Consider the following 21219-nt stretch of genomic DNA (forward strand, 5'->3'; position numbering starts at 1 on the left):
CCTGTGGTTCTGTGCTGGCGCCAATGTTGCGGCCGTCTGGGGATTCCTCCAATGGCGCGCGGGGACAGTTGTTTTAGTATTCGGGCCACATCAGACCGTTTCCGGGTATCCCCTCATGCGCTTCTGGGAGTTCACGAGAAGTCCGGCGAGCGTCCACCTGCTGGTGGATTTCGGCGTGGCGCGCGGGCTGGCGCCGGCGCAACTGCTGGCCGGCACGCGCCTGTCGCCCGAACGGCTGGCCGACCCTAACCAGGGCGTGAGCGCCGCGCAGGAACTGCGCGTCGCCGGCAACCTGCTGCGCTGGCTGGAGCATCCGCCCGGACTGGGGCTGGAGGTGGGGCTGCAGTATCACTTCTCCGCCTACGGCGTGTGGGGCTACGGCCTGATCAGCAGTGCCACGGGAGCCGACGCCATGGCGCTGGCGCTGCGTTTCCTGCCGCTCACCTTCGCCTTCTGCGGGATTGCCTACCACGAGGAAGGCGAGCTCGGGGTGCTCGGCTTCGGCGAGCCGGCGCTCGCCGATGGCCTGCGCCAGTTCCTGCTGGAGCGCGACATGGCCGCCGCCGCGGTGCTGCTGCGCGAAATCGGCGGCGGCGACTTCCGCGTGCGGGCCTTCACGCTCACGGCCAGGGCGCCGGCGCGCGGGAACTCCCGGCGCGACCTGCCGACGGTGTTCGGTGCCACGCCCACCTACGGCGCCGCGCGCGACAGCCTGCTGTTCGACCGCGCCTGGCTGGCCAGGCCCCTGCCGCAGGCCAATCCGGTCACGGTGGCGATGTGCGAGCAGATGTGCGGCCGGCTGCTGGAAGAACGGCGCGCGCGCCTCGGCACCGCCGCGCTGGTGCGCCACTACCTGGACAGCGCCCCGGGCGGCCAGCCGCCGACGCTCGACGGCATGGCGCAGCGCATGCACACCAGCCCGCGCACCTTGAAGCGCCGCCTGCAGGAAGACGGCAGCTCCTTCCGCGCGCTGCTGGCCGAACACCGCTCCGCGCTGGCGCGGCAATGGCTGCAGGAGGGGAACCTGAGCCTGACCGAGATCGCGGCGCGGCTCGGCTTCAGCGACCTGTCGACCTTCTCGCAGGCCTTCAAGCGCTGGCACGGCGTGGCCCCCAGCGCTTACCGCGGCATGCGCGAGGGCGCCTGAGCGCCGGCCATCGTCGCTCAGCGCTTCCGGCGGCGCGCCCGGCGCGGCTCCCTGCAGGCTTCGGCGATTCCGGCTACGCTGTCGGCTTGAATATCCTGCGCTCCACCCGGAGCGCAGCTCACCGCACCCAGAAGCCAGGATCACCATGCCCGCTCCCCTCAAGATCGACTTCGTCTCCGATATCGCCTGCCCCTGGTGCGCGATCGGCCTGGCCTCGCTTCAGCAGGCGCTGGCGCGCCTGGATGGCGAGGTCGATGCCCGCATCGCCATGCATCCCTTCGAACTGAACCCGCAGATGGGTCCGCAGGGCGAGGCCATCGTCGACTACCTCGGCAAGAAATACGGCCGCACCCCGGCCCAGATCGCCGAAACCCAGGCCATGATCCGCGAGCGCGGCGCCAGCGTCGGCTTCGCCTTCGGCCCGCGCGAGTTCGTCTACAACACCTTCGACGCCCACCGGCTGCTGCACTGGGCCGGCCTGCAAGGCAAGCAGCTCGCGCTCAAGCAGGCGCTGCTGCAGGCCTACCACGGCGACGGCAAGGATCCCAGCAGCCACGACGTGCTGGTCGAGGCGGCCGCCTCGGTCGGGCTGGACGCCGAACAGGCGCGCGGCGTGCTGGCGCGCGGCGACTACGCCGACGAAGTGCGCGCGGAAGAGCGGGAATACCAGGCGATGGGCATCCAGTCGGTGCCGTCGATCATCTTCAACGACCGCTACCTGGTGAGCGGCGGCCAGCCGCCGGAAGCCTTCGAGCAGGCGATCCGGCAGATCCTGGCAGAGGGCTGAGCGGCGTCCCCGGGGCCGGCCCGCTCGAGGTGGGCCCTTCTCCGCCACGGCACGCCACGCCACGGCACGGATGCGGCTCGCATTCGTCGCCAACTTGCAGACTCGTCCTATGTACGCGCGATCCGCGAGGCCATAGCATTTTGCTCATCCCGCGCCGCCCCGCAGGGCGGTGCGGGCAGGCCCTGCGGCCCGGCCATCGCTTCCGTTCCTCCCTCGCTTCTCTCCCGCTTTCCCGCGACGGCCCCGCAGCCATGCGTTGCAATGTCCACCGAGACGATCGACCCATGACTCGCTTCCTGCAGACCCGCCCCGCGTCGCCGCGGCGGCCCGCACCGCGCTGGCTCGCCGCCCTGGCCCTGGCCGGCGCCCTCTGCGGCACCGGCGCGGCCAGCGCCGCCGACCTGGTGCTCGCCTATGACGAACTGGGCCGCCTGGTCCGCGTCACCGACAAGGCCAGCGGCGCCACCGTCACCTACGAATACGACGCGGCCGGCAACCTGGTCGCGATCCGCCGCACGTCCTAGCGCCGGGCACACCGGGTGAGCCGGCGCCGCCGCGCGGCGCCACGCCTTCCCCGCTCTCTCCGCTTCGCCGCCCGCTGCCGGGCCGGCCCTCCCGGGGCCGCGCCCGCGGCCCCCGTTCGCCCGGGCGCCGGCACGACCCGGCCGCCTCACCAAGGAGCATCGACCATGCTGTCCTGGTCTCGCCTGCACTGGAAGCCCCCGATCCTGCCGCGCCACTGGCTCGGCAGGCTGCTGCTGGCCTGCGTGATCGCCGGCCTCGCCCCCGCCGCGTGGGCCGAAGACTGCTACGACAAGTTCGCCGCGGCCGGCGCCTTTCCTGGCTCGAAGAACTGCCTGCTCTACGCCTCCACCGTCACCAGCGGGCTGGGCGGCCTGTGCAGCGCCACGCTCGCCACCGAGTACTGCGCCGGCGCGCCGCCCGGCGGCGGCAAGCCCTATAGGCCGGACGACACGCCACTGTCGCTGGATGCGCCCGACAACGTCGAATACATCGTCGGCGACGTCAGCATGGACGACGTCAGCGGCGGCTGCGGCGATGCCGATGCGGGCCAGTGCGCGGAAGCCAGCGGTGGCGACCCGGTCAACCTGTTCACCGGACAGTTCGACTACGCGGTGGTCGACCACACCGTGGCCGACCTGGTCCCGCTGCAGATGGGGCGCGTCTACCGCAGCTCGCTGCGCAATGCCGACGGCCAGGCCGTGCTGGGGGCCTTCGGCCTCGGCATGCAGCCCCACTACGACCTCTACCTGCGCGAGACGGAGGGCGGCGCGCGCCTGCAACTGGTGCTGCCCAGCGGCGTGGCGATCCCCTTCGCCCGCGTGGCGGACGGCCGCTGGCGCAACGGCAGGAGCCGCGGCAACCTGTACGGCACCGAGATCGCGCAGAACGGCGCCCGCGAGCGGGTGCTGACCCTGCACGACCGCCACCGCTGGACCTTCTCGCTGATCGGCCAGCGCTGGTACCTGAGCGAAGTGGCCGACCGCAACGGCAACCGCCTCACGCTGACCCGCGAGCAGACCGGCCTGCTGATCGCGGTGCAGGGCCCGAGCGGGCGCAGGCTGCAGATCGGCTACTCGGGCAGTGACGACGTGCGCGCGCGGCGCCTGATCTCCCGCATCACCGACCCGCTCGGCCGCACCACCACCTATGCCTACGACGCGCGCCTGCGCCTGGTCAAGGCGACCGCCCGCGACGGCGGCACCACCACCTACGAGTGGGACGGCCAGGACCGCCTGGTCGGCATTACCGACGCGCTTGGCATCAAGGCCCTGGTCAACGAGTACGATGGCGCGCAGCGCGTGGTGCGGCAGACCCTGGCCGACGGCAGCACCTTCCGCTTCGCCTACACGCCGTCCAGCGGCACCGTGACCCGCACCGAGGTGACGGACCGGCGCGGCGCCGTGCGCCAGGTCGACTTCGATGCGAACGGCAATGTGGTGGCCAACCAGCAGGCCGCCAACGGCAACATCCTCGAACGTAACGAGCACCGCTTCACCTACGACGCCGCCAGCGGCAAGCTGGTGCGCAGCGAGGACTACCGCGGCCGCGTCACGCTGTATGCCTACGACGCCAACGGCAACCTGGCCAGGCGCACCCAGGTGGCCGCCTTCAGCTACGGCGACCGCGTCACCGAAGCCACCTACGACCCGGTGTGGAACGTCCCCACCCGGCTCAAGCTGCCCAACGGCGGCGAATGGACCTACCAGTACGACGGCCGCGGCAACCTCGTGCGCGTGCGCGCGCCCGATGGCGGCGAATGGACCCAGGCCTACGACAGCCAGGGGCGGCGCACGCGTGCCGCCAATCCGCTCGGCCACGCCACCACCTACGGCTATAGCGGCGCCGACCTCGCCAGCGTGACCGATCCGCTCGGCCGCACCGTGCGCTACGCGACGGACGCCGCAGGCCGCCGCACGCGGGTAACCGACCCGCTGGGCCACGCCACCCAGGTGCGCTACGACGCCATGGACCGCGTGCTGGAAATCGTCAACGCCCGCAACGGCAAGATCGCCTTCGCCTACGATGCCGCCGGCCGCCTGACCGCGCGCACCGACGAACGCGGCAACACCACGCGCTTCACCCATACGCCGATCGGCCGCGTCGCCACCAGGACCGAAGCCGACGGCGCTCGCACTACCTACGGCTACGACCTGGCCGGGGCGCTGAGCGAGACGGTGGACCCGCGCGGCAAGCGCATGACCATCAAGCGCGACAAGCGGGGCCAGCCCGAGACGATCGAATACGGCGCGGCCACGGCGGACAACTGGCCATGGAAAAGCCAGCTGGACATCATCGACCTGGGGAATGGGTTCAACCTGGGTGACACCAATGTCGGCCTCAAACTGCTGCGCTACGACAACGCCGGCCGCCTGGTGTATGAGTGGATGTCCGGCATCACGCGGGTGTACCGTACCTACGAGGCCAGCACGCCCGGTCAGTTGACGACGATGCGCATGAAGGGCTCGAGCGTCATCCCGGACTCCCCCACGCTGCGCTATGCCTACGATCCGGTCGGCCGGGTGACCCGTATCAGCCAGGACGGCCGTGCCACCGCCCTGCAGTTCGAATGGGACCGCGCCGGCCGCCTCGTGCGCAGCACCGCCACCGGCCAGGGCGGCCGTGCCCGGCTCGTTACCGACTACAGCTATGACGCCGCCGGCCAGCTCACCGGGCTCGACTACCGCAGCGCGGGCGGCAAGCTGGGCGAGATCCGCTACAGCTACGACGCCGCCGGGCGCCGCACCGGCATCGGCGGCAGCCTCAACCCGATCGAGTTGCCCGGCGCCAGCGTGACCGACGCCCAGTACGACGCGCGCAACCGCCTGACACGCTGGGCCGGCCGCACCCTGCGCTACGACGCCAATGGCAACCTGATCGACGACGGCGTGCGTACCTACACCTGGAACGAGCGCGACCAGCTGCGCCGGGTCACCACTGCCGCCACGGGACTGGTGCAATTCGGCTACGACCCTGCGGGCCGGCGAACGATCCGCAACCAGGGCGACGAGTGGCTCGACTACATCCACGACGGCGCGAACCTGGCGCAAGAGTTTGACCGCCACAGCAAAATCACCACGCTCCACGGCCCGGCGGTGGACATGCCGCAGATCCGCCAGGATTCAGACGGCACCGAGCGCTTCCTGCTGCAGGACGGCAACGGCAACGTGATCGGCCTGAGCGACGGGCTGGGCACGACACTGGAGACGCAATACCGCTACGAGCCCTACGGCAAGACGCGGGTGCTGGGACAGGCCAGCCGCAATACCCAGCAGTACACGGGGCGGGAGAACGATGCCACCGGGCTGTACTACTACCGGGCACGTTACTACGATCCGGAGACGGGGCGCTTCGTCAGTCCGGATCCGATCGGGTGGGCGGCAGGGCAGACGAATGGGTATGCGTATGTGGGTGGGGATCCGCTGAATCTGGTGGATCCCGGAGGGGATGTACCGATCTATCGGGGTGACAACGTCACGATGCATGCCTACCCCGGTCCGCAGGCGGGGGGGACCGAGCATGCACGTTGGGGCCCTGGGCAGAGCTACCACGTGCACATGGTCGACAATCAGGGGCGCGAGGCGAGAATGTCTACGGAAACTTGGAAGCCTCTCACGGAGAAGGATGCGGCAGTGTTTAACCAGAGCAAGCAAATGCAACGTGCGTGCAACAGCCTGACAGACGGCGAGAAAAAGTTCCTTGATCGGGTAAACCGTCAGATTTTCCATCGGGGGGTGCCGACGGCTAACCAATTGTTGCGCATGGGCGGATGGCGGGGAAGAGGTAGCTCCGGCCGCTCAGACAATTGAGGGACCCTTGCTGGAGTTGACGGATGCGGAAGAGATCTCCCGAGTTCAAGAGGGCGATGGCAGCATACGACGCCGACGATGGCGCCCAAGCCTTTCAATTGATGGAGACCTGCGCCGAGGCGGGAGAGCCGATGGCCTGCGCCATGGCCGCCCTGTGGTGTCAGAAGGGGGAGGGCACTGCCGTGGATCCGGAGCGCTGTGCGCATTGGATCGAGCGCCTCCAAGCACTGGCCGACGATGGAAATCTGGAGGCACAGTGGGAACTGAGTTGCATGCAGCGCTGGGGTGACATAGTGTCCCTAGACATCAGGATCGCGAACCACTGGCTGGAACGTGCTGCGAAGGGCGGCTATGGCGAGGCGCAGCACCTTCTCGCTTGGTATTACCAGACAGGACAGTATGGCTACCCAGTCGATCTATCAAAGGCGAACGCTTGGTACGAGAAGGCGTTTGCACTCGGAAATCCGGAAACGCTGTATCTGTTCGCCTTGCGCGAGTTCCTTGATGGGAAGCCTACCGAGGCTGCGATCAGGCTGCTGAAGCAGGCAGCGGACAAGGGATTCAGTCAGGCCAGGTATGTGCTGGAGGACTTCGGGTATTGAGTGGCGGAGGCTTGGGCCATCGCGCATTCAATAAGGTGGGGAACCGAGCCTCACGCATGGGCTACCGACGCACTCCGGACATGGTGCTGTCGCAGACATAGCGCGGATCCGCGAGGACTGGTACCGCACCGAGCGAGGACGGCAACGGCAACGTGATCGGCCTGAGCGACGGGCTGGGCACGACGCTGGAGACGCAATACCGCTACGAGCCCTACGGCAAGACGCGAGTGCTGGGACAGGCCAGCCGCAACACCCAGCAGTACACGGGGCGGGAGAACGATGCCACCGGGCTGTACTGCTACCGGGCGCGCTACTACGATCCGGAGACGGGGCGCTTCGTCAGTCCGGATCCGATCGGGTGGGCGGCTGGGCAGACGAATGGGTATGCGTATGTGGGTGGGGATCCGATTGGCTACGTGGACCCTGACGGACTCGCGCCGGGAGATAAGAACTTTGGCATCAAAGACCCAGATTTCTGGAAGTGGTGGGAAGCGGAAAAGCGGAAAGGAAGCTGGTTTAGCGAGAACGAGCCGGGTTTCAATCCGAAGAAGCCGCTAGACATCCCGAATCAGCAATGTGCTGATGCCATGAAGCAAGACTACGATATGCAGAAGGGCCAAGCGCAGAGCAATGCTCGTCCTGGCCGGACAGGGCGAACCCTCGCGCTCGTGGTGGCGGAAGAGGCTGGGAGTAATCGTTAATGAACTGCTTTTGTACTCTATTCATCAACTCCAGGCATAACGCCGACTTGCCTGTCTCGATGTTCTCCTACCGGTCGATCAGCCAGTTCGATTTCACAGACAACGAATCGCCAGAGCGCCTCGCGATGCGTTCGCGGTTGGAGATGAAGGGAATACTCCAGTCGGCCGACAGACCACGATACTGGTGGAATATCAATACAGATGGGAAGGTGTCAGGGAGCGATATTGACGAGCATATCGCCTGGCTGGTCGCGAGAGTGCGACCTGGCAGGCTTCTCAATGAGCTTAGCGCTGCTGGATACGGGTATTTTTTCTCGGTGTTCTGGCCAGGCAACGGGACAGGCGGAGGGCCACTGATTACGCTGCGGACAGTTGAGATGCTGGCATCGCATCGAGCCGAGCTGGGCGTTGGTTTCTATTACGACGACGCATCTGGTGCAGGATGAGTCTGAGTCTTGATTCGCGGATATGAATCACGAAGATTGATGGCAGCCTCAAGTCTGTATTGCAACACCTTGCCATTCGGTAAGGCGGGTGACTTCACGTGCATCATGCGCAATCGCTGAAAGAGATCGAGCGGAGCGCCGATATAGATCTGATCACGGAATCCTTAAGGGGCGCACCGACAGGGCCGTCAGCCGGAGCGCAGGTGGTCGCGTCCCGTGCACTCTGATCTTGCTAGCTAGCAAAGTCAGACGCCGGTTCGCCGTCGGCTGAGAGCATCCAGTCCCTGGCCGGCATCTCCCCTGGCGGCAGACCAACACGGCACCCGCGTGCACCTAAGTTGCATCTTATGATAATGTGATTATCATTGTATGCAATTCATCGCAAAGCCTGCCTGCCGCGTTGTCATGGGTGACGTCGCGGCCACGTCCGCGCAGGCGCGATGCCGGGACGGCGGCCGGATGGGGCCGGATCCCGGGCGGCGCCGGCGCGGCCGGTGCCGGCGCTCCGTGTCCATCCATGACGAGGCTGGTAGATGGATTCTTCGCGCGCTTCCCTGGTTACCTATCTGAAGCTCCTGGCCGAGGCGCCGCACGACGGTACGCCGGTGGTGCTGGAGACGGAGCGGGCGTTGTCGCTGCATTTCGACCTGCATGCCACGCAAAGCCTGATGTCGCGGCGCGATCCCAATGCCTTGGTGCTGGGTTACACGCGGGCGATGATGGGCTTCCTGCTGCTGCATCCGGAGCCGGCGCGGATCGGGCGGATCTCGCTGATCGGGCTGGGGGGCGGTTCGCTGGCCAAGTATTGCTATCACCACTTGCCTGGGGCCAAGGTGGTGGCGGTCGAGATCGACCCGGCGGTGATCGCGCTGCGCGAGACCTTTCATATTCCGCCGGACGGCGAGCGCTTCGAGGTGGTTTGCGCCGATGGCGCCGACTACGTCCAGGGCCGGGAGGCGCGTCCGGACGTGATCCTGGTGGATGGCTTCCTGGCCGGCGGCATGCCGGCGCGGCTGGGCTCGCCGTCCTTCTACGAGGACTGCCTCGAGCGGCTGGCCGACGATGGCGTGCTGGTGGCGAATTTCCTCGAGGACGACGAGCAGATCCCGTTCTACCTGGACGCGGTCCGTGCCGCGTTCGGTGAGGGGGTCTCGCTGGCGTTGTCCGAAGATGGCTGCAACTACACGTTGTTCGCGTGGAAGGGCGGGGCGGCGCTGCCGCCCCTGGACACGCTGCTGGCCCGCGCGCAGGGGCTGGAGGCGGCCCATCCCTTGAAGCTGCGCGCCACGGCCAGGCGCTTGCGGCAAGGCCGGCGCTTCGCCACGGAGCGCGGCTGGTGGCAGGCGCCGGGCAGACGCCGTTAGCGCCGCCGCCCCGCCTGCCCGGGCGGCGCGCCGCTCCTTCCACGTTCGACGGACCCCATCATGCCAATCACCTACCTGCGCCAGCTGAGTGGTCGCGAGCGCAGCCCCGAGGCCAACCGGCGCCTGGCCTGCTTTCTCGCCTTCGTGGCGGGGGCGGCCAATGCGGGCGGCTTTCTCGCCGTGCACCAGTACACCTCGCATATGTCGGGCATCATCTCCGCGATGGCGGACAGCCTGGCGCTGGGCAGCATCGGCCTGCTGCTGGACGGCCTGGGTGCCTTGTTGTCCTTCATGGCCGGCGCGGCCTGCTCGGCGGTGCTGATCCACTGGGGCCGGCGCGAGCACCTGCACAGCGAGTACGCGCTGCCGCTGCTGCTGGAGGCTTTCCTGCTGCTGGTGTTCGGCCTGCTGGGCGGCAACCTGGAGCGGCTCGAGTGGTTGTTCGTGCCGGCCACGGTGATGGTGCTCTGCTTCATCATGGGCTTGCAGAACGCCATGGTGACCAAGGTGTCGAAGGCGGAGATCCGCACCACGCACGTGACCGGCATGATCACCGATATCGGTATCGAGCTGGGCAAGCTGTTCTACTGGAACCTGGGCCTGGCCGACGATGCCGGCCCGGCGGTGCGCGCCGACCGGCGCAAGCTGCGCGTGCTGGGCACGCTGGTGGGGCTGTTCTTCCTCGGCGGGGTCAGCGGGGCGCTCGGCTTCCATCGCTTCGGTTTCATCGCCACGCTGCCGCTGGCCGGCCTGCTGTTGATACTGGCCGCCGTGCCGGTGTTCGACGACGTGCGGCTGCGCGTCTGGCGGCGCGACCTGCCCGCGCGCCTGCAGGCGCGGCTGAAGCGCTGGGCGGCGGCGGCCGGCGCCGATGTGCATGCGCTCTGGCTGGCCGCGCGCGATCCGGGCACGCCGCGCCCGGTGCGCTGGCTGGCGCGGGCCGTGTCCGGCTATGCGCTGTCGCCCCTCGGCGTGGTCCCGGCGGCCGTGCCGGTGCTGGGCCCGCTGCATGGCCTGGTGCTGGTGCCGCTGGCCATCCTGGCGGTGCGGCGCCTGGTGCCGGCGGCGGTGCTGGAGGCCCAGCGGCGGGCGGCGGACGCAGCCGGCCCGGCGCCGGTGTGCTGGCCGGCGGCGCTGCTCGTGCTGGGATTGTGGGGATTGGGCGTGGTAGCGCTGGTGCGCTGGCTGACGCCTGCCGCTGCCTCGCTCCGGTGATCCGGTGATCCGGTGACGGGCGCGGGCGGCGCCGCGCCTCAGCCGTCGCGGCGCGGCGGCTGCTGCGGCCGGCTGTCTTCGCCGTGCGCGGCCTCGTGGCTGGCGTGCAGCGCGATCTCCCTGGCCACCCAGGCGCAGGCGCCGGCGATCAGCACGCTCAGGATGGCCACGGTGAAGGCCAGCGTGCGGCCATGCCACAGGCTGCCGAACCAGTTGGCGAAGTCCGCCGCCAGCACGGCGGCCTTGCCGCCGATCTTCTCCAGCTCGAATTCGTACTGGCGGCGCGCCGCGTCGTCGTCCAGCAGGCCGGCCTGGTCCGGGCCGGCGGTCATGAAGATGGCCACCGAAGCCAGCAGGCCGATGGCCAGCACGGCCACGGCGGCGCGGTTCAGCAGCACCGGCAGCGGCAGGCCGCCGGCGGCCGCGGGGCTCGGCTCGTCGTAGTCGCGCGGGGCTTGCGGGTGGTGGTCGCGCTCGCTCATGCCTGGTCGTCGTGCGGGGCCGGGTGGCCGGAGCGCACAGTATGGCAGATGGCGGGAGCGCGGTCAGGGCGGTCCAGGGCAGGCCGCCACGTGGCGGCGGGCGCTGCCGTGCAAATAAAACGGGCGCTTCCGCCAGGAAGCGCCCGTTTGTGTTTGTCTTTGTCTTTGCCTTTGCGCCTGCCTGCCGGCGCGTTTGGACCGCCGCCGGCCGGCTCCGGCCAGGCGGCGCCCACGCGCCCGCTCAGAACTGCGCTTCGTCCAGCGCCGTGGCCGCCGCGCCGCCCGCGGTGATGGCGTCGCGCAGCCCGCCGGCCTGCGACAGCACGTGCTCGGCGAAGAAGTGCGCGGTGGCGATCTTGGCCGAGTGGAAGGCCGGGTCCTCGGCGCGCCGGGCGTCGGCCGCCAGCATCGCGCGCGCCAGCTGCCAGCCGGAGAACACGATGCCGCACAGCTTCAGGTAGGGCACGCTGCCGGCGAACACCGCGTTCGGGTCCGCCTTGGCCTGCGACACCACGAACTCGCCCACCGCTTCCAGCGCCGCGCGGCCCTTGGCCAGCTGCGCCTGCACCGCCACGAAGGCCGCGCCGCCGTGCGCGCCCAGCGCCTGCTCGGTCTGCGCGATGCGCGCGCAGATCGCGCGCAGCACGGCGCCGCCGTCGCGCACCGTCTTGCGCCCCACCAGGTCATTGGCCTGGATCGCGGTGGTGCCTTCGTAGATCGGCAGGATGCGCGCGTCGCGATAGTGCTGCGCCGCACCGGTCTCCTCGATGAAGCCCATGCCGCCGTGCACCTGCACGCCCAGGCTGGTCACGTCGATCGACAGTTCGGTGCTCCAGCCCTTGACCACCGGCACCAGGAATTCGTAGAAGGCCTGGTTCTCGGCGCGCGCCGCGGCATCCGCATGCTGGTGCGCCGCGTCCGAGGCCGCCGCCGCCACGTAGGCCAGCGCCCGCGCGCCTTCGGTGAGCGCGCGCATGGTCATCAGCATGCGCTTGACGTCCGGGTGGTGGATGATGGCCACCGCCTCGCGCGCCGAACCGTCGACGGGGCGGCTCTGCACGCGTTCGCGCGCATAGGCCACCGCCTGCTGGTAGGCGCGCTCCGAGACCGCCACGCCCTGCATGCCCACCGAGAAGCGCGCCGAGTTCATCATGATGAACATGTACTCCAGGCCGCGGTTCTCCTCGCCCACCAGCGTGCCGATGGCGCCGCCGTGGTCGCCGAACTGCAGCACCGCCGTCGGGCTGGCCTTGATGCCCAGCTTGTGCTCGATCGACACGCAGTGCACGTCGTTGCGCGCGCCCGGCGAGCCGTCGGCGTTGACCAGGAACTTGGGCACGATGAACAGCGAGATGCCCTTGACGCCCTCGGGCGCGTCCGGCGTGCGTGCCAGCACCAGGTGGACGATGTTGTCCGCCATGTCGTGCTCGCCGTAGGTGATGAAGATCTTGGTGCCGAACACCTTGTAGGTGCCGTCGCCCTGCGGCTCGGCGCGCGTGCGCACCATTGCCAGGTCGGAGCCGGCCTGCGGCTCGGTCAGGTTCATGGTGCCGGTCCACTCGCCGGCGATCAGCTTGGGCAGGAACAGCGCCTTCTGCGCCTCGCTGCCGGCCGTCAGCAGCGCCTCGATGGCGCCGTCGGTGAGCAGCGGGCACAGCGCGAACGACAGGTTGGCGCTGTTGAGCATTTCGTTGCAGGCGGTGGCGATCAGCTTGGGCAGGCCCTGGCCGCCGTACTCGGCCGGGTGCAGCACGCCCTGCCAGCCGCCCTCGGCGAACTGGCGGAAGGCCGCCTTGAAGCCAGGCGTGGTGGTCACGGCGCCATCCTGCCAGCGGCTGGGATCGAGGTCGCCGGCGCGGTTCAGCGGCGCCACCACCTGCTCGTTGAACTTGGCCGCCTCTTCCAGCACGGCCTGCGCCGTCTCCGGGGTCGCCTCTTCGTAGCCCGGCAGCTGGCTGACGGCCTCCAGGCCGGCCAGCTCGTTCATCACGAAGAGCATGTCCTTGATCGGTGCGCGGTAGGTCATCGCGTGTCTCCTGTCGGGTTGTATCCAGCCAGCGGCCTTGCCCGCATGGCTGCTCAGAGGCGTGATCGTAGCTCCGGGGCACCTGTACAGGCTAACAAAAACTGCCCATTCATTGACAAAACCTGCCGAATTGCGCCGTGGCGGGGCAGGCGCGGCGGTTGGCAGGATTTGTCAGAAATTCGGCCGGTCCTGTCAATGCCCGCGCGCGGGCTTGTCCCTAGAATGGCCGCCACAGGCCACCGCGGGCCATTGCAAGCCAGCCCGCCGGACTGCCGGCATCCCGGCCCGCTCCGGGCCATGCCCGCACTCTTCCGCCCACTATATTCCCAGGAGACCCGCCCATGGACCATTTCGGCCAGATGATGTATGCGCCACTACTGTTGCCGTCGCTGCTGGAGCAGGCGGCGCGGCATGCCGGCCGGGTCGAGATCGTCTCGCGCCGGGTCGAGGGCGACATCCATCGCTACACCTACGCCGACTGCCACCGGCGCACGATGCAGCTTGCCAACGCGCTTACCGCCGCGGGCATCGCGCCCGGCGACCGCATCGGCACGCTGGCGTGGAACGGCTACCGGCACATGGAGATCTACTACGCCACGGCCGGCATCGGCGCCGTCTGCCACACCATCAACCCGCGCCTGTTCCCCGAGCAGGTGAGCTACATCATCAACCACGCGCGGGACCGTTTCCTCTGCTTCGATGCGACCTTCCTGCCGCTGGTCGCGCAGATCGCGCCGCAATGCCCGCACGTCGAGCGGTGGATCCTGCTGGGCGATGCGTCGGCGCTGCCGGACGATTTTCCGGTGCCGCTCGAAAGCTACGAGGCGCTGCTCGACGGCCAGCCGCAGTCGTTCGCCTGGCCCGAGCTGGACGAGCGGCAGGCGGCGCTGCTGTGCTACACCTCGGGCACCACCGGCAACCCGAAGGGCGTGCTGTATTCCCATCGCTCGACTTACCTGATGGCGTATGCCTCGGCCCTGCCGGACGCGCTCGACCTGCATGCCGCCGACACCGTCGCGCCGGTGGTGCCGATGTTCCATGTGAGCGCCTGGGGCCTGCCGTTCTCCGCCGCCCTGGTGGGCGCGAAGCTGGTGATGCCGGGGCCCCGGCTCGACGGCGCCTCGCTCACTGAACTGTTCACGCAGGAAGGGGTGACGGTGTCGGCCGGCGTGCCGACCGTCTGGCTCGGCATGGTCGACCACATGCGCCGCAGCGGCGAGCGCTGTGCCACGCTGGCGCGCGTGATCGTCGGCGGTGCCGCCTGCCCGCCGCAGCTGGCCGAAGCCCTGGGCGGCCTGGGCATCCGGGCGGTCCATGCCTGGGGCATGACGGAGTTGTCCCCGGTGGGGACGGTCTGCACGCCGTCGCACGGCTACGCGGAGAAGACGGCCGAGGAGCGCGCGCGCATCGACGCCAAGCAAGGCCGCGCCATCCCCGGCATCGACATGAAGCTGGTGGGGGCCGCGGGCGAGGAGCTGCCCTGGGACGGCCGCTCGGCCGGCGACCTGATGGTGCGCGGACACTGGGTGGTGGAGCGCTACTTCGGCGCCGAAGGCAGCGCGCTGGAGAACGGCTGGTTCGCCACCGGCGACGTGGCGACCATCGACGCCGACGGCTATATGCAGATCACCGACCGCAGCAAGGACGTGATCAAGTCGGGCGGGGAATGGATCTCGTCGATCGAGCTGGAGAACATCGCCCTTTCGCATCCCGAGATCGAGCTCGCCGCCTGCATCGCCGCCGCGCATCCGAAGTGGGACGAGCGCCCGCTGCTGATCGCGGTGCGCCGTGCCGGCAGCAGCCTGAGCGCCAAGGAGCTGCTGGACTTCTATGCCGGCAAGGTGGCGAAATGGTGGGTGCCGGACGACGTGGTGTTCGTGCCCGAGCTGCCGCTGACGGCGACCGGCAAGCTGCAGAAGCTGGTGCTGCGGCAGCGCTTCGGCCAGCATCTGGTCCGCTGAATCCCTGGAATCGGTCGGTGCCAGCCATGTCCTTCACCTCCCATTTCAAGGATTCAGCGGACTGGTGAGGCAGGGCGCCGCCGGCTGATCCGCTCAGTGCAGGCGCTCGGGCATGGTGCGGTAGGCCTTCGGCGTGCTGCCGGTCCAGTGCCGGAAGGCACGGTGGAAGGCGGTCGGGCTGTCGAAGCCGATGTCGTAGGCGATGGCGGCGATGGCATCGGTGGTGCGCGTCAGGCGCTGGATGGCGATGTCGCGCCGCATCTCGTCCTTGACCGCCTGGAAGGTCGTGCCCTCGGCCGTCAGCCGGCGGTACAGCGTGCGCACCGAACAGTGCAGCGCCTGCGCCACGGTCTCGATGGTGGGCGTGGCGGGCAGGCAGTCGGCCAGGTACTGGCGCACCCGGTAGCACATCATCTGCTCGGCGAAGGAGACGAAGATCCAGTCTTCCGGCGCGCGCGCCAGGAAGATCTTCAGGTCCGCCTTGCGGCGCCGGATCGGCAGGTCGAGGTAGGCCGCGTCGAAACTCAGGCGGGTGTGCCCGCCGCCGAACTGCACCGGCCCCGGAAAGAGGTAGAGAAAGTCGTCGGCGCGCGGCGGCCGGGGAAAGTCGAACTCCACCATGGCCAGCGGGATCCGCTTGCCGACCAGCCACGATGCCACGCCGTGCACCAGCTTCAGCATCAGCTCGCGGCCCAGTTCGCTGACCCCCGGGCCGGACGGCTCGGCGGTCAGTTCGACATGGCCGAGCGCCCCCGCGCGGCGTGATTCCAGCCGGAAGTCATCCAGGATCAGGTGGAAGAACTGGCCGAAGCGGTGCAGCGCCACCTCCAGCCGCGGGGCATCCAGCAGGCTCAGGCACAGGTACTTCAAGGTCCCGTTACGCAGCGGCCGGCGGAAGATGCCCGGCATCTCGTCATCCAGTTCGGTCGCCAGCAGGCGGTACAAGGTGGAGAACTGCTCCTCGGTGACGCGCGCGCCCGGGGTCTTCAGCAGCCCGTAGGCGATGCCGGAGCGGCCGGCCATGCGCTGCATGGCCGCAGGGTCGGCGCCGGCCAGGAAGCCGTTGACGAGGGAGATGGGAACGGTGGCGGAGAACGGATTCAAGGGCGTGGGAGCGCCGGGGCCGGGGCGGGCGGCCGCATCCGGACAGCGGCAGGCTGCATGCTGGGTGCGATTCTGCCAGTGGCGCGCGCCGGATGTCCAGCGCCGGGCCGGAGTACCGGGGCCGGCAAGGGGCCGCGCGAGGCGCGCGCAAGGGCCACTGGATGGGGGAATAATCCGAATGGAATCCATGCTTTTAATTCGCTTGGGGAATGCGTGGCGCAGGCGTAAGCTGAAGGCTCGGATACAGCATCGCGGCGCCGCAAGGTTCTGCCAGGCCATGTCCGGACGGCCTCCCCGTGGGCCGGCTCGTTTTTTTCACCGTGCTTCACCGTGCTTCACCGTTCTTCATCGTGCCTCCTGCAAGGCGCTTCCAGCCCGCACGTCATGCGTCGTGCGGGCTTTTTTTTCGAGCACGGCCGCCGCGACGGCTGGCGAACCGGCGCGCGGCGGGCGGGAGCGGTTGACGGCCTCTTCCGCCCGCCGATGTTTCAGAAGCGGGTGCGCAGGCCCACCCCCGCCCCCGTGCGGCAGCGGGTGCCGCCGAAGGAGCCCGAGGGGTTGTTGGGATCAGTGATGGAGCCGCCCGAGAGACGGCTGTAGTCCATCTCGAGATAGACCTCGGTGCGTTTGGACAGGCTGTACATCGCCACGCCATAGACCGTCTGCACCAGCCCGGCGACGCCCGGCCGGACCCCCGAGACGTTGTCCCGCATATACCCGGCGGTAAGCTTGAGCGCCCGCGTGGCCTGGTAGGTGACGCCGGCAGCGGCATATTGGTCGCGCCGCTCGGCCGTCTGCGTCCCGGCGCCGAGCACGGTATTGGCATTGCCGCCGATGCTGGTATTGGCCAGCGGCGTGCCGGAACCGTTGGCGCCGATGGCGAAGCCGGCCTGGCGCCAGGCGTCCAGGTAGTAGCCGTGCAGCGTGAAGGGACCGATGGCGTAGCGCGCGCCGGCGACCCACAGGCGCATCGCGTGGCCGTTCGCATCCTTGGACTGCTGGGCCACGGCGCCGCTGTGCAGGCTGTCCGTGTCATAGGTCAGCGCCAGTTGCACGGTGCTGCCGCTGGCCATGTCGCCGGCACGCTCGCCGAAGGCGTATTGCGCTTCCACGCCGAGTCCGGCCCACTGCTTGCTGTAGTCGACGGTGTTGTCGTAGCGCAGGCCCGTCAGCGATGTCTGCCAGCTCAACTCGCTGTAGTTGCCGATGCTGATGGGGTCGACGCCGATGACGAACAGATAGGCGGCGCCCATCTGCCGGCCCAGCTTGATCGTGCCCCAGGTGTCGTTGGCGAGCCCCAGCCACGCCTGGCGGCCGAACAGCTGGCCCTGCTGGGACGAACGGCCGGTGGTCGGGCTGAAGCCGCTCTCCAGCGTGAACAGGGCCTTGCTGCCTGCGCCCAGTTCCTCCACGCCGCGCAAGCCCCAGCGCGCGTTATTGAAGGCGCCGTCCTGCAGGCCGATCAGTGTCTGGGGACCGCTGCTGGTGGCCTGGTGGTTGGCAAAGCGGACACTCGTGTCGATGACGCCGTACAGCGTGACGCTGGACTGGGCCAGTGCGCCGCCGGACAGCAAGGACAAGCCTGCCAGCGGAATGATGCCGGGTTTCAAGATTCTCTCCCTTGGTGTGAAAAAGCGAACTCATCTGCGTCGTGTGTGGAGTGCGGAGTGGAAATCGCAGGGCATGCTTTGTGGACTCGCTTGTGCCGAGGCGCAGCGGGTGCGGTTCGGCACGGAGCAGAGGGTGGCCCTGTCGTGGTCTTTCATGGCTCAGGAACGGCGCTGGGAACGCCGAAGGGATGGGTGGCCCCGGCCCGGGTGGATTCGCGTTCAGCGAGGGGGCGTCCGGGTTTGCGTGGCCGTTTGGTGCGAGCGTCAGTGTAAGGACTGTGCGCTATGCGTGGGATGAATTAATTGCGCCGGATGGATTCGCTTTCTTCCTCTTGGGGCGGCGTGGCCCGGGCGCTTGCGGGGAGGAGGGAACAGGGAGCGGGGAGCGGGGACCGCCAGCGCGACACGAGCGGAGGCGCGCCGCTGCGGCGCGGCGGAGGGGCGCGGCGACGGCGCTCGCCTTGGTGTTCAGCGAGCGCCTTGCGCCGGGGCGGAAGAGCGGGGAGCGGAAGAGCGGGGAGCGGAGAGCGGGGAGAGCGCCCGGCGCGAGGGAGACGGCGGGCGCGGCCGCGCCCGCCGCCGGACGATTGCCGGACGATCGGGCTGTGCCTCAGCCCTGCGCGTCGCGCTGCCTGGCCACTTCCTGGTTGCGCAGGATGAAGCGCTGGACCTTGCCGCTCGGCGTCTTGGGCAGCTCCGCGACGAATTCGATTTCGCGCGGGTAGGCGTGGGCTGCCAGGCGATTGCGCACATGCAGGCGCAGTTCCTCGGCCAGCTCGGGGCTGGCGCGCTGCGCGGGGTCGAGTACGACGAAGGCCTTGATCAGTTCGGTGCGCTCGGGGTCGGGCTTGCCGATCACGGCGGTTTCCACCACGGCCGGATGCTCGATCAGCGCGCTTTCCACGTCGAAGGGGCCGACCCGGTAGCCGGAGGTGGTGATGACGTCGTCGGCGCGGCCGATGAAGCTGATGCTGCCGTCGTCGTTGAGTTCGGCGGTGTCGCCGGTCAGGTAGTAGTCGCCGACGAAGGCGCCGGTGCGGGTGCCGTGGTAGCCGGCGAACCAGCACATGGGCGACTGCGTCATGTCGATGGCCAGCGTGCCGGGCTGGCCGGGCGCCTGCTCGCGCGCTTCGTCGTCGACCACTACCACGCGGTGGCCCGGGCTGGCGAAGCCGGCCGCGCCCATGCGCACGGGGTGGCCGAGGGCGTGGTGGTTGCACAGCACCATGCCCAGCTCGGTCTGGCCGTAGTGGTCGTGGATGGTGGTGCCGAGTTCGTTGGCGAACCAGCGGATCACTTCGGGGTTGAGCGGCTCGCCGGCGCTGCTGACCGCGCGCAGCTTGCCGCGCAGCGGCCCGGCCGCGGCTTCGCCGGCGGCAATCAGCAGGCGGTAGGCGGTGGGCGAGCCGGCCAGGTTGGTGATGCCGTACTTGTTGATGACGCGGCAGGTGCTTTCGATGCTGAAGGGGCCGTCGTAGAAGGTGGTCGGGTGGCCCAGCGCCAGCGGCCCGGTCACGGCGTAGTACAGGCCGTAGGCCCAGCCGGGATCGGCCAGGTTCCAGAAGGCGTCCTCGGGGCGCAGGTCGACGGCGTCGCGCATGTAACCGGCGAAGGCGGCGATGGCCTTGAGCGGCACCAGCAGCGGCTTGGCCGGGCCGGTGGTGCCGGAGGTGAACATCATCAGGAAGGGGTCGTCGCCGCGGCGCATGACCGGCGCGAAATCGGCGGGACGGCGCTCGACCTCGGCCCAGAAGCTGAAGTCGCCGCGTACCAGGCCGCGGCCCTTGGCGCCGGCCACGGTCACCACGGCGGGGCAGCCCTCGACCTCGTCGAGCTTGGCGCGGTTGGCGCCGTCGGTCACCACCAGGCGCGCGCCCGAACTCTGCACGCGGTGCTCGATGGCCTTGGGCCCGAAGGCGGTGAACAGCGGCTGGTAGACCGCGCCGGCGCGCCAGGTGCCGAGGATGGTGACCAGCAGCTCGGGCGTGCGCGGCAGCAGGCCGGCCACGCGGTCGCCGGGCTGCACGCCCTGCTCCTGGAGGAAGTTGGCGAAGCGCGCCGAGAGCTGGTCGAGCTGGGTGAAGGTCCAGCTCTCGCTGCTGCCGTCGCGGCTTTCCCAGAACAGCGCGATACGCCCGGGCAGGGCATGGCGGCTGCAGCATTCGACGCAGGCATTGATGGCGTCGAGCGTGCCGCTCACCCGCTCGGCAAAGGCGTCCTGGTAATTGAAGCCGGCGATGGCCTCGGCGTAGTCGCGCATGATGGTCTCCACTGGGGTCGTCCCGGCCGCGGTCGGCGCGGGCGACTTGTCTGCTTTGTCGGTGGCCGACAGTGTGATTTAGCGCCGGATGGGGGGCAATGGCCGAAGGCTCCAGCTGTGGCGACCTGATTTGCCACTCCCGCTCCGCGCCGGCCGGCGGCCGTGGCGGCGCGGCGGTAAGATGCGGTATCCGGCGCCCCGCCGGCCCGGCCCGCCGTCCCCTGTGCCGGGTTTCATGTCCAGCCAGAGGAGAGTCTCCCCATGACCAGCAGCCAGCCCCCTTCCGACGCACGCCGCGTGGCGCCCGCGGCGGAGCGCAACCGGGATCCCATCCTGGAGGTGCTGCGGCGCGTGCTGCCGGCCTCCGGCCTGGTGCTGGAGATCGCCAGCGGCACCGGCCAGCATGCCGTGCATTGCGCCGGGGCGCTGCCGGGCCTGACCTGGCAGCCGAGCGATCCCGACGAGGCTGCGCGCGACTCGATCGCCGCCTGGACGGCGCATGCCGGCCTGGCCAATGTGCGCGCGCCGCTGGCACTGGACGTGCGGCTGCAGCCCTGGGGCGTGGAGTCGGCGCAGGCGGTGGTGTGCATCAACATGGTCCACATCTCGCCCTGGGCCTCCACGCAGGCGCTCTTCCTCGGCGCCGGCCGCCTGCTCGCGCCGGGCGGCGTGCTCTACCTGTACGGCCCCTACCGCCGCGACGGCGCGCATACGGCGCCCAGCAACGCGGCCTTCGACGCCCAGCTGCGCGCGGCCGACCCCGACTGGGGCGTGCGCGACATGGAGGCGGTGGTGGCGCTGGGCGAGGGCGCCGGCCTGCTGCTGGAGGAGGTGGTAGCGATGCCGGCCAACAACTTCAGCCTGGTGTTCCGGCGCGCCTAGTCCATTGCGTCAGGGACAGCGCATCCGGGCGGCGGTGCATGCCGCTCGCAGGCCGGGTGCAAAGAGCCCGGAGGCGCTGTCGATCGGGGGCTCTGGAATGACGCGGTGGACCAGGGACCGCGATGCGCCCATCCCCCCACACCGCGCCCGCTCGATCATGCGGCCCCGGCCTGCCGGTGGCGACCCGTTTGCTAGAGCGTGGTGGCGCCGTCGGATTGTCGGAGAGCCTTGGAGAGCCGCCCTGAACGGTTCGTTTGGCCGGCTCGTCGAACGCGGTTGCGGCCCTCCAGCAAGGACCGGG

Annotated in this window: 16 protein-coding genes; 11 read left to right on the forward strand and 5 right to left on the reverse strand. The window is 69.4% G+C overall.

Going from position 1 to position 21219, the window contains the following annotated elements; translation table 11 throughout:
* Nucleotides 1-115 precede the first annotated feature (115 nt).
* The 9 genes from BKK80_RS22680 (at nt 116) to BKK80_RS22715 (ending at nt 10593) form a co-directional block, all read left to right on the forward strand.
* Nucleotides 116-1147, forward strand: a complete 1032-nt coding sequence (locus tag BKK80_RS22680; RefSeq protein WP_071071402.1) for an AraC family transcriptional regulator — start codon at nt 116-118, stop codon at nt 1145-1147.
* Nucleotides 1148-1292: 145 nt separating this feature from the next.
* Nucleotides 1293-1934, forward strand: a complete 642-nt coding sequence (locus BKK80_RS22685) for a DsbA family oxidoreductase (protein WP_071016855.1) — start codon at nt 1293-1295, stop codon at nt 1932-1934.
* Nucleotides 1935-2218: 284 nt separating this feature from the next.
* Nucleotides 2219-2458 carry an RHS repeat domain-containing protein gene (locus BKK80_RS22690; protein ID WP_071016853.1) on the forward strand — a complete coding sequence of 80 codons (240 nt, stop codon included), beginning with the start codon at nt 2219-2221 and terminating at the stop codon, nt 2456-2458.
* A gap of 165 nt (nt 2459-2623) precedes the next feature.
* Nucleotides 2624-6265 carry an RHS repeat-associated core domain-containing protein gene (locus BKK80_RS22695; RefSeq protein ID WP_071071405.1) on the forward strand — a complete coding sequence of 1214 codons (3642 nt, stop codon included), beginning with the start codon at nt 2624-2626 and terminating at the stop codon, nt 6263-6265.
* A gap of 56 nt (nt 6266-6321) precedes the next feature.
* Nucleotides 6322-6867 (forward strand): tetratricopeptide repeat protein, encoded by a 546-nt coding sequence (locus tag BKK80_RS22700; protein WP_162287354.1) that lies wholly within the window; start codon nt 6322-6324, stop codon nt 6865-6867.
* A 152-nt stretch (nt 6868-7019) separates the two neighbouring features.
* A complete protein-coding gene (locus BKK80_RS22705; RefSeq protein WP_071071409.1) occupies nt 7020-7568 on the forward strand; it encodes an RHS repeat-associated core domain-containing protein in 549 nt (182 codons plus the stop codon).
* Between the two features lie 47 nt (nt 7569-7615).
* Nucleotides 7616-8014 carry a hypothetical protein gene (locus tag BKK80_RS36630; RefSeq protein WP_157903318.1) on the forward strand — a complete coding sequence of 133 codons (399 nt, stop codon included), beginning with the start codon at nt 7616-7618 and terminating at the stop codon, nt 8012-8014.
* Nucleotides 8015-8547: 533 nt separating this feature from the next.
* Nucleotides 8548-9378: a fused MFS/spermidine synthase gene (locus BKK80_RS22710; protein WP_071071411.1), complete on the forward strand. Its 831-nt coding sequence runs from the start codon at nt 8548-8550 to the stop codon at nt 9376-9378.
* Between the two features lie 60 nt (nt 9379-9438).
* Nucleotides 9439-10593 carry a DUF1275 family protein gene (locus BKK80_RS22715; RefSeq protein WP_071016847.1) on the forward strand — a complete coding sequence of 385 codons (1155 nt, stop codon included), beginning with the start codon at nt 9439-9441 and terminating at the stop codon, nt 10591-10593.
* 38 nt (nt 10594-10631) lie between these two features.
* Here BKK80_RS22715 and BKK80_RS22720 read toward each other — a convergent pair whose 3' ends face one another.
* Nucleotides 10632-11075 (reverse strand): hypothetical protein, encoded by a 444-nt coding sequence (locus BKK80_RS22720; protein ID WP_231908172.1) that lies wholly within the window; start codon nt 11073-11075, stop codon nt 10632-10634.
* 241 nt (nt 11076-11316) lie between these two features.
* Nucleotides 11317-13101 carry an acyl-CoA dehydrogenase gene (locus BKK80_RS22725; protein ID WP_071016846.1) on the reverse strand — a complete coding sequence of 595 codons (1785 nt, stop codon included), beginning with the start codon at nt 13099-13101 and terminating at the stop codon, nt 11317-11319.
* Nucleotides 13102-13442: 341 nt separating this feature from the next.
* On the opposite strand from BKK80_RS22725, the gene BKK80_RS22730 reads away from it, so the two are divergent.
* Nucleotides 13443-15062, forward strand: coding sequence for a 3-(methylthio)propionyl-CoA ligase (locus tag BKK80_RS22730; protein WP_071039446.1), 1620 nt, complete (start codon nt 13443-13445; stop codon nt 15060-15062).
* Between the two features lie 93 nt (nt 15063-15155).
* On the opposite strand, the gene BKK80_RS22735 is transcribed toward BKK80_RS22730, so the two are convergent.
* The 3 genes from BKK80_RS22735 to BKK80_RS22745 form a co-directional block, all read right to left on the reverse strand.
* Nucleotides 15156-16094 carry an AraC family transcriptional regulator gene (locus BKK80_RS22735; protein WP_083384709.1) on the reverse strand — a complete coding sequence of 313 codons (939 nt, stop codon included), beginning with the start codon at nt 16092-16094 and terminating at the stop codon, nt 15156-15158.
* Between the two features lie 560 nt (nt 16095-16654).
* Nucleotides 16655-17776 carry a porin gene (locus BKK80_RS22740; RefSeq protein ID WP_071016842.1) on the reverse strand — a complete coding sequence of 374 codons (1122 nt, stop codon included), beginning with the start codon at nt 17774-17776 and terminating at the stop codon, nt 16655-16657.
* A 610-nt stretch (nt 17777-18386) separates the two neighbouring features.
* Complete coding sequence (locus BKK80_RS22745; RefSeq protein WP_071016840.1) at nt 18387-20036, reverse strand: acyl-CoA synthetase; 1650 nt, start codon at nt 20034-20036, stop codon at nt 18387-18389.
* A gap of 261 nt (nt 20037-20297) precedes the next feature.
* On the opposite strand from BKK80_RS22745, the gene BKK80_RS22750 reads away from it, so the two are divergent.
* On the forward strand, nt 20298-20918 hold the full coding sequence (locus BKK80_RS22750; protein WP_071016839.1) for a DUF938 domain-containing protein: 621 nt from the start codon (nt 20298-20300) through the stop codon (nt 20916-20918).
* Nucleotides 20919-21219 lie beyond the last annotated feature (301 nt).

This window comes from Cupriavidus malaysiensis (assembly GCF_001854325.1).
In the GTDB taxonomy this organism is placed as follows: domain Bacteria; phylum Pseudomonadota; class Gammaproteobacteria; order Burkholderiales; family Burkholderiaceae; genus Cupriavidus; species Cupriavidus malaysiensis.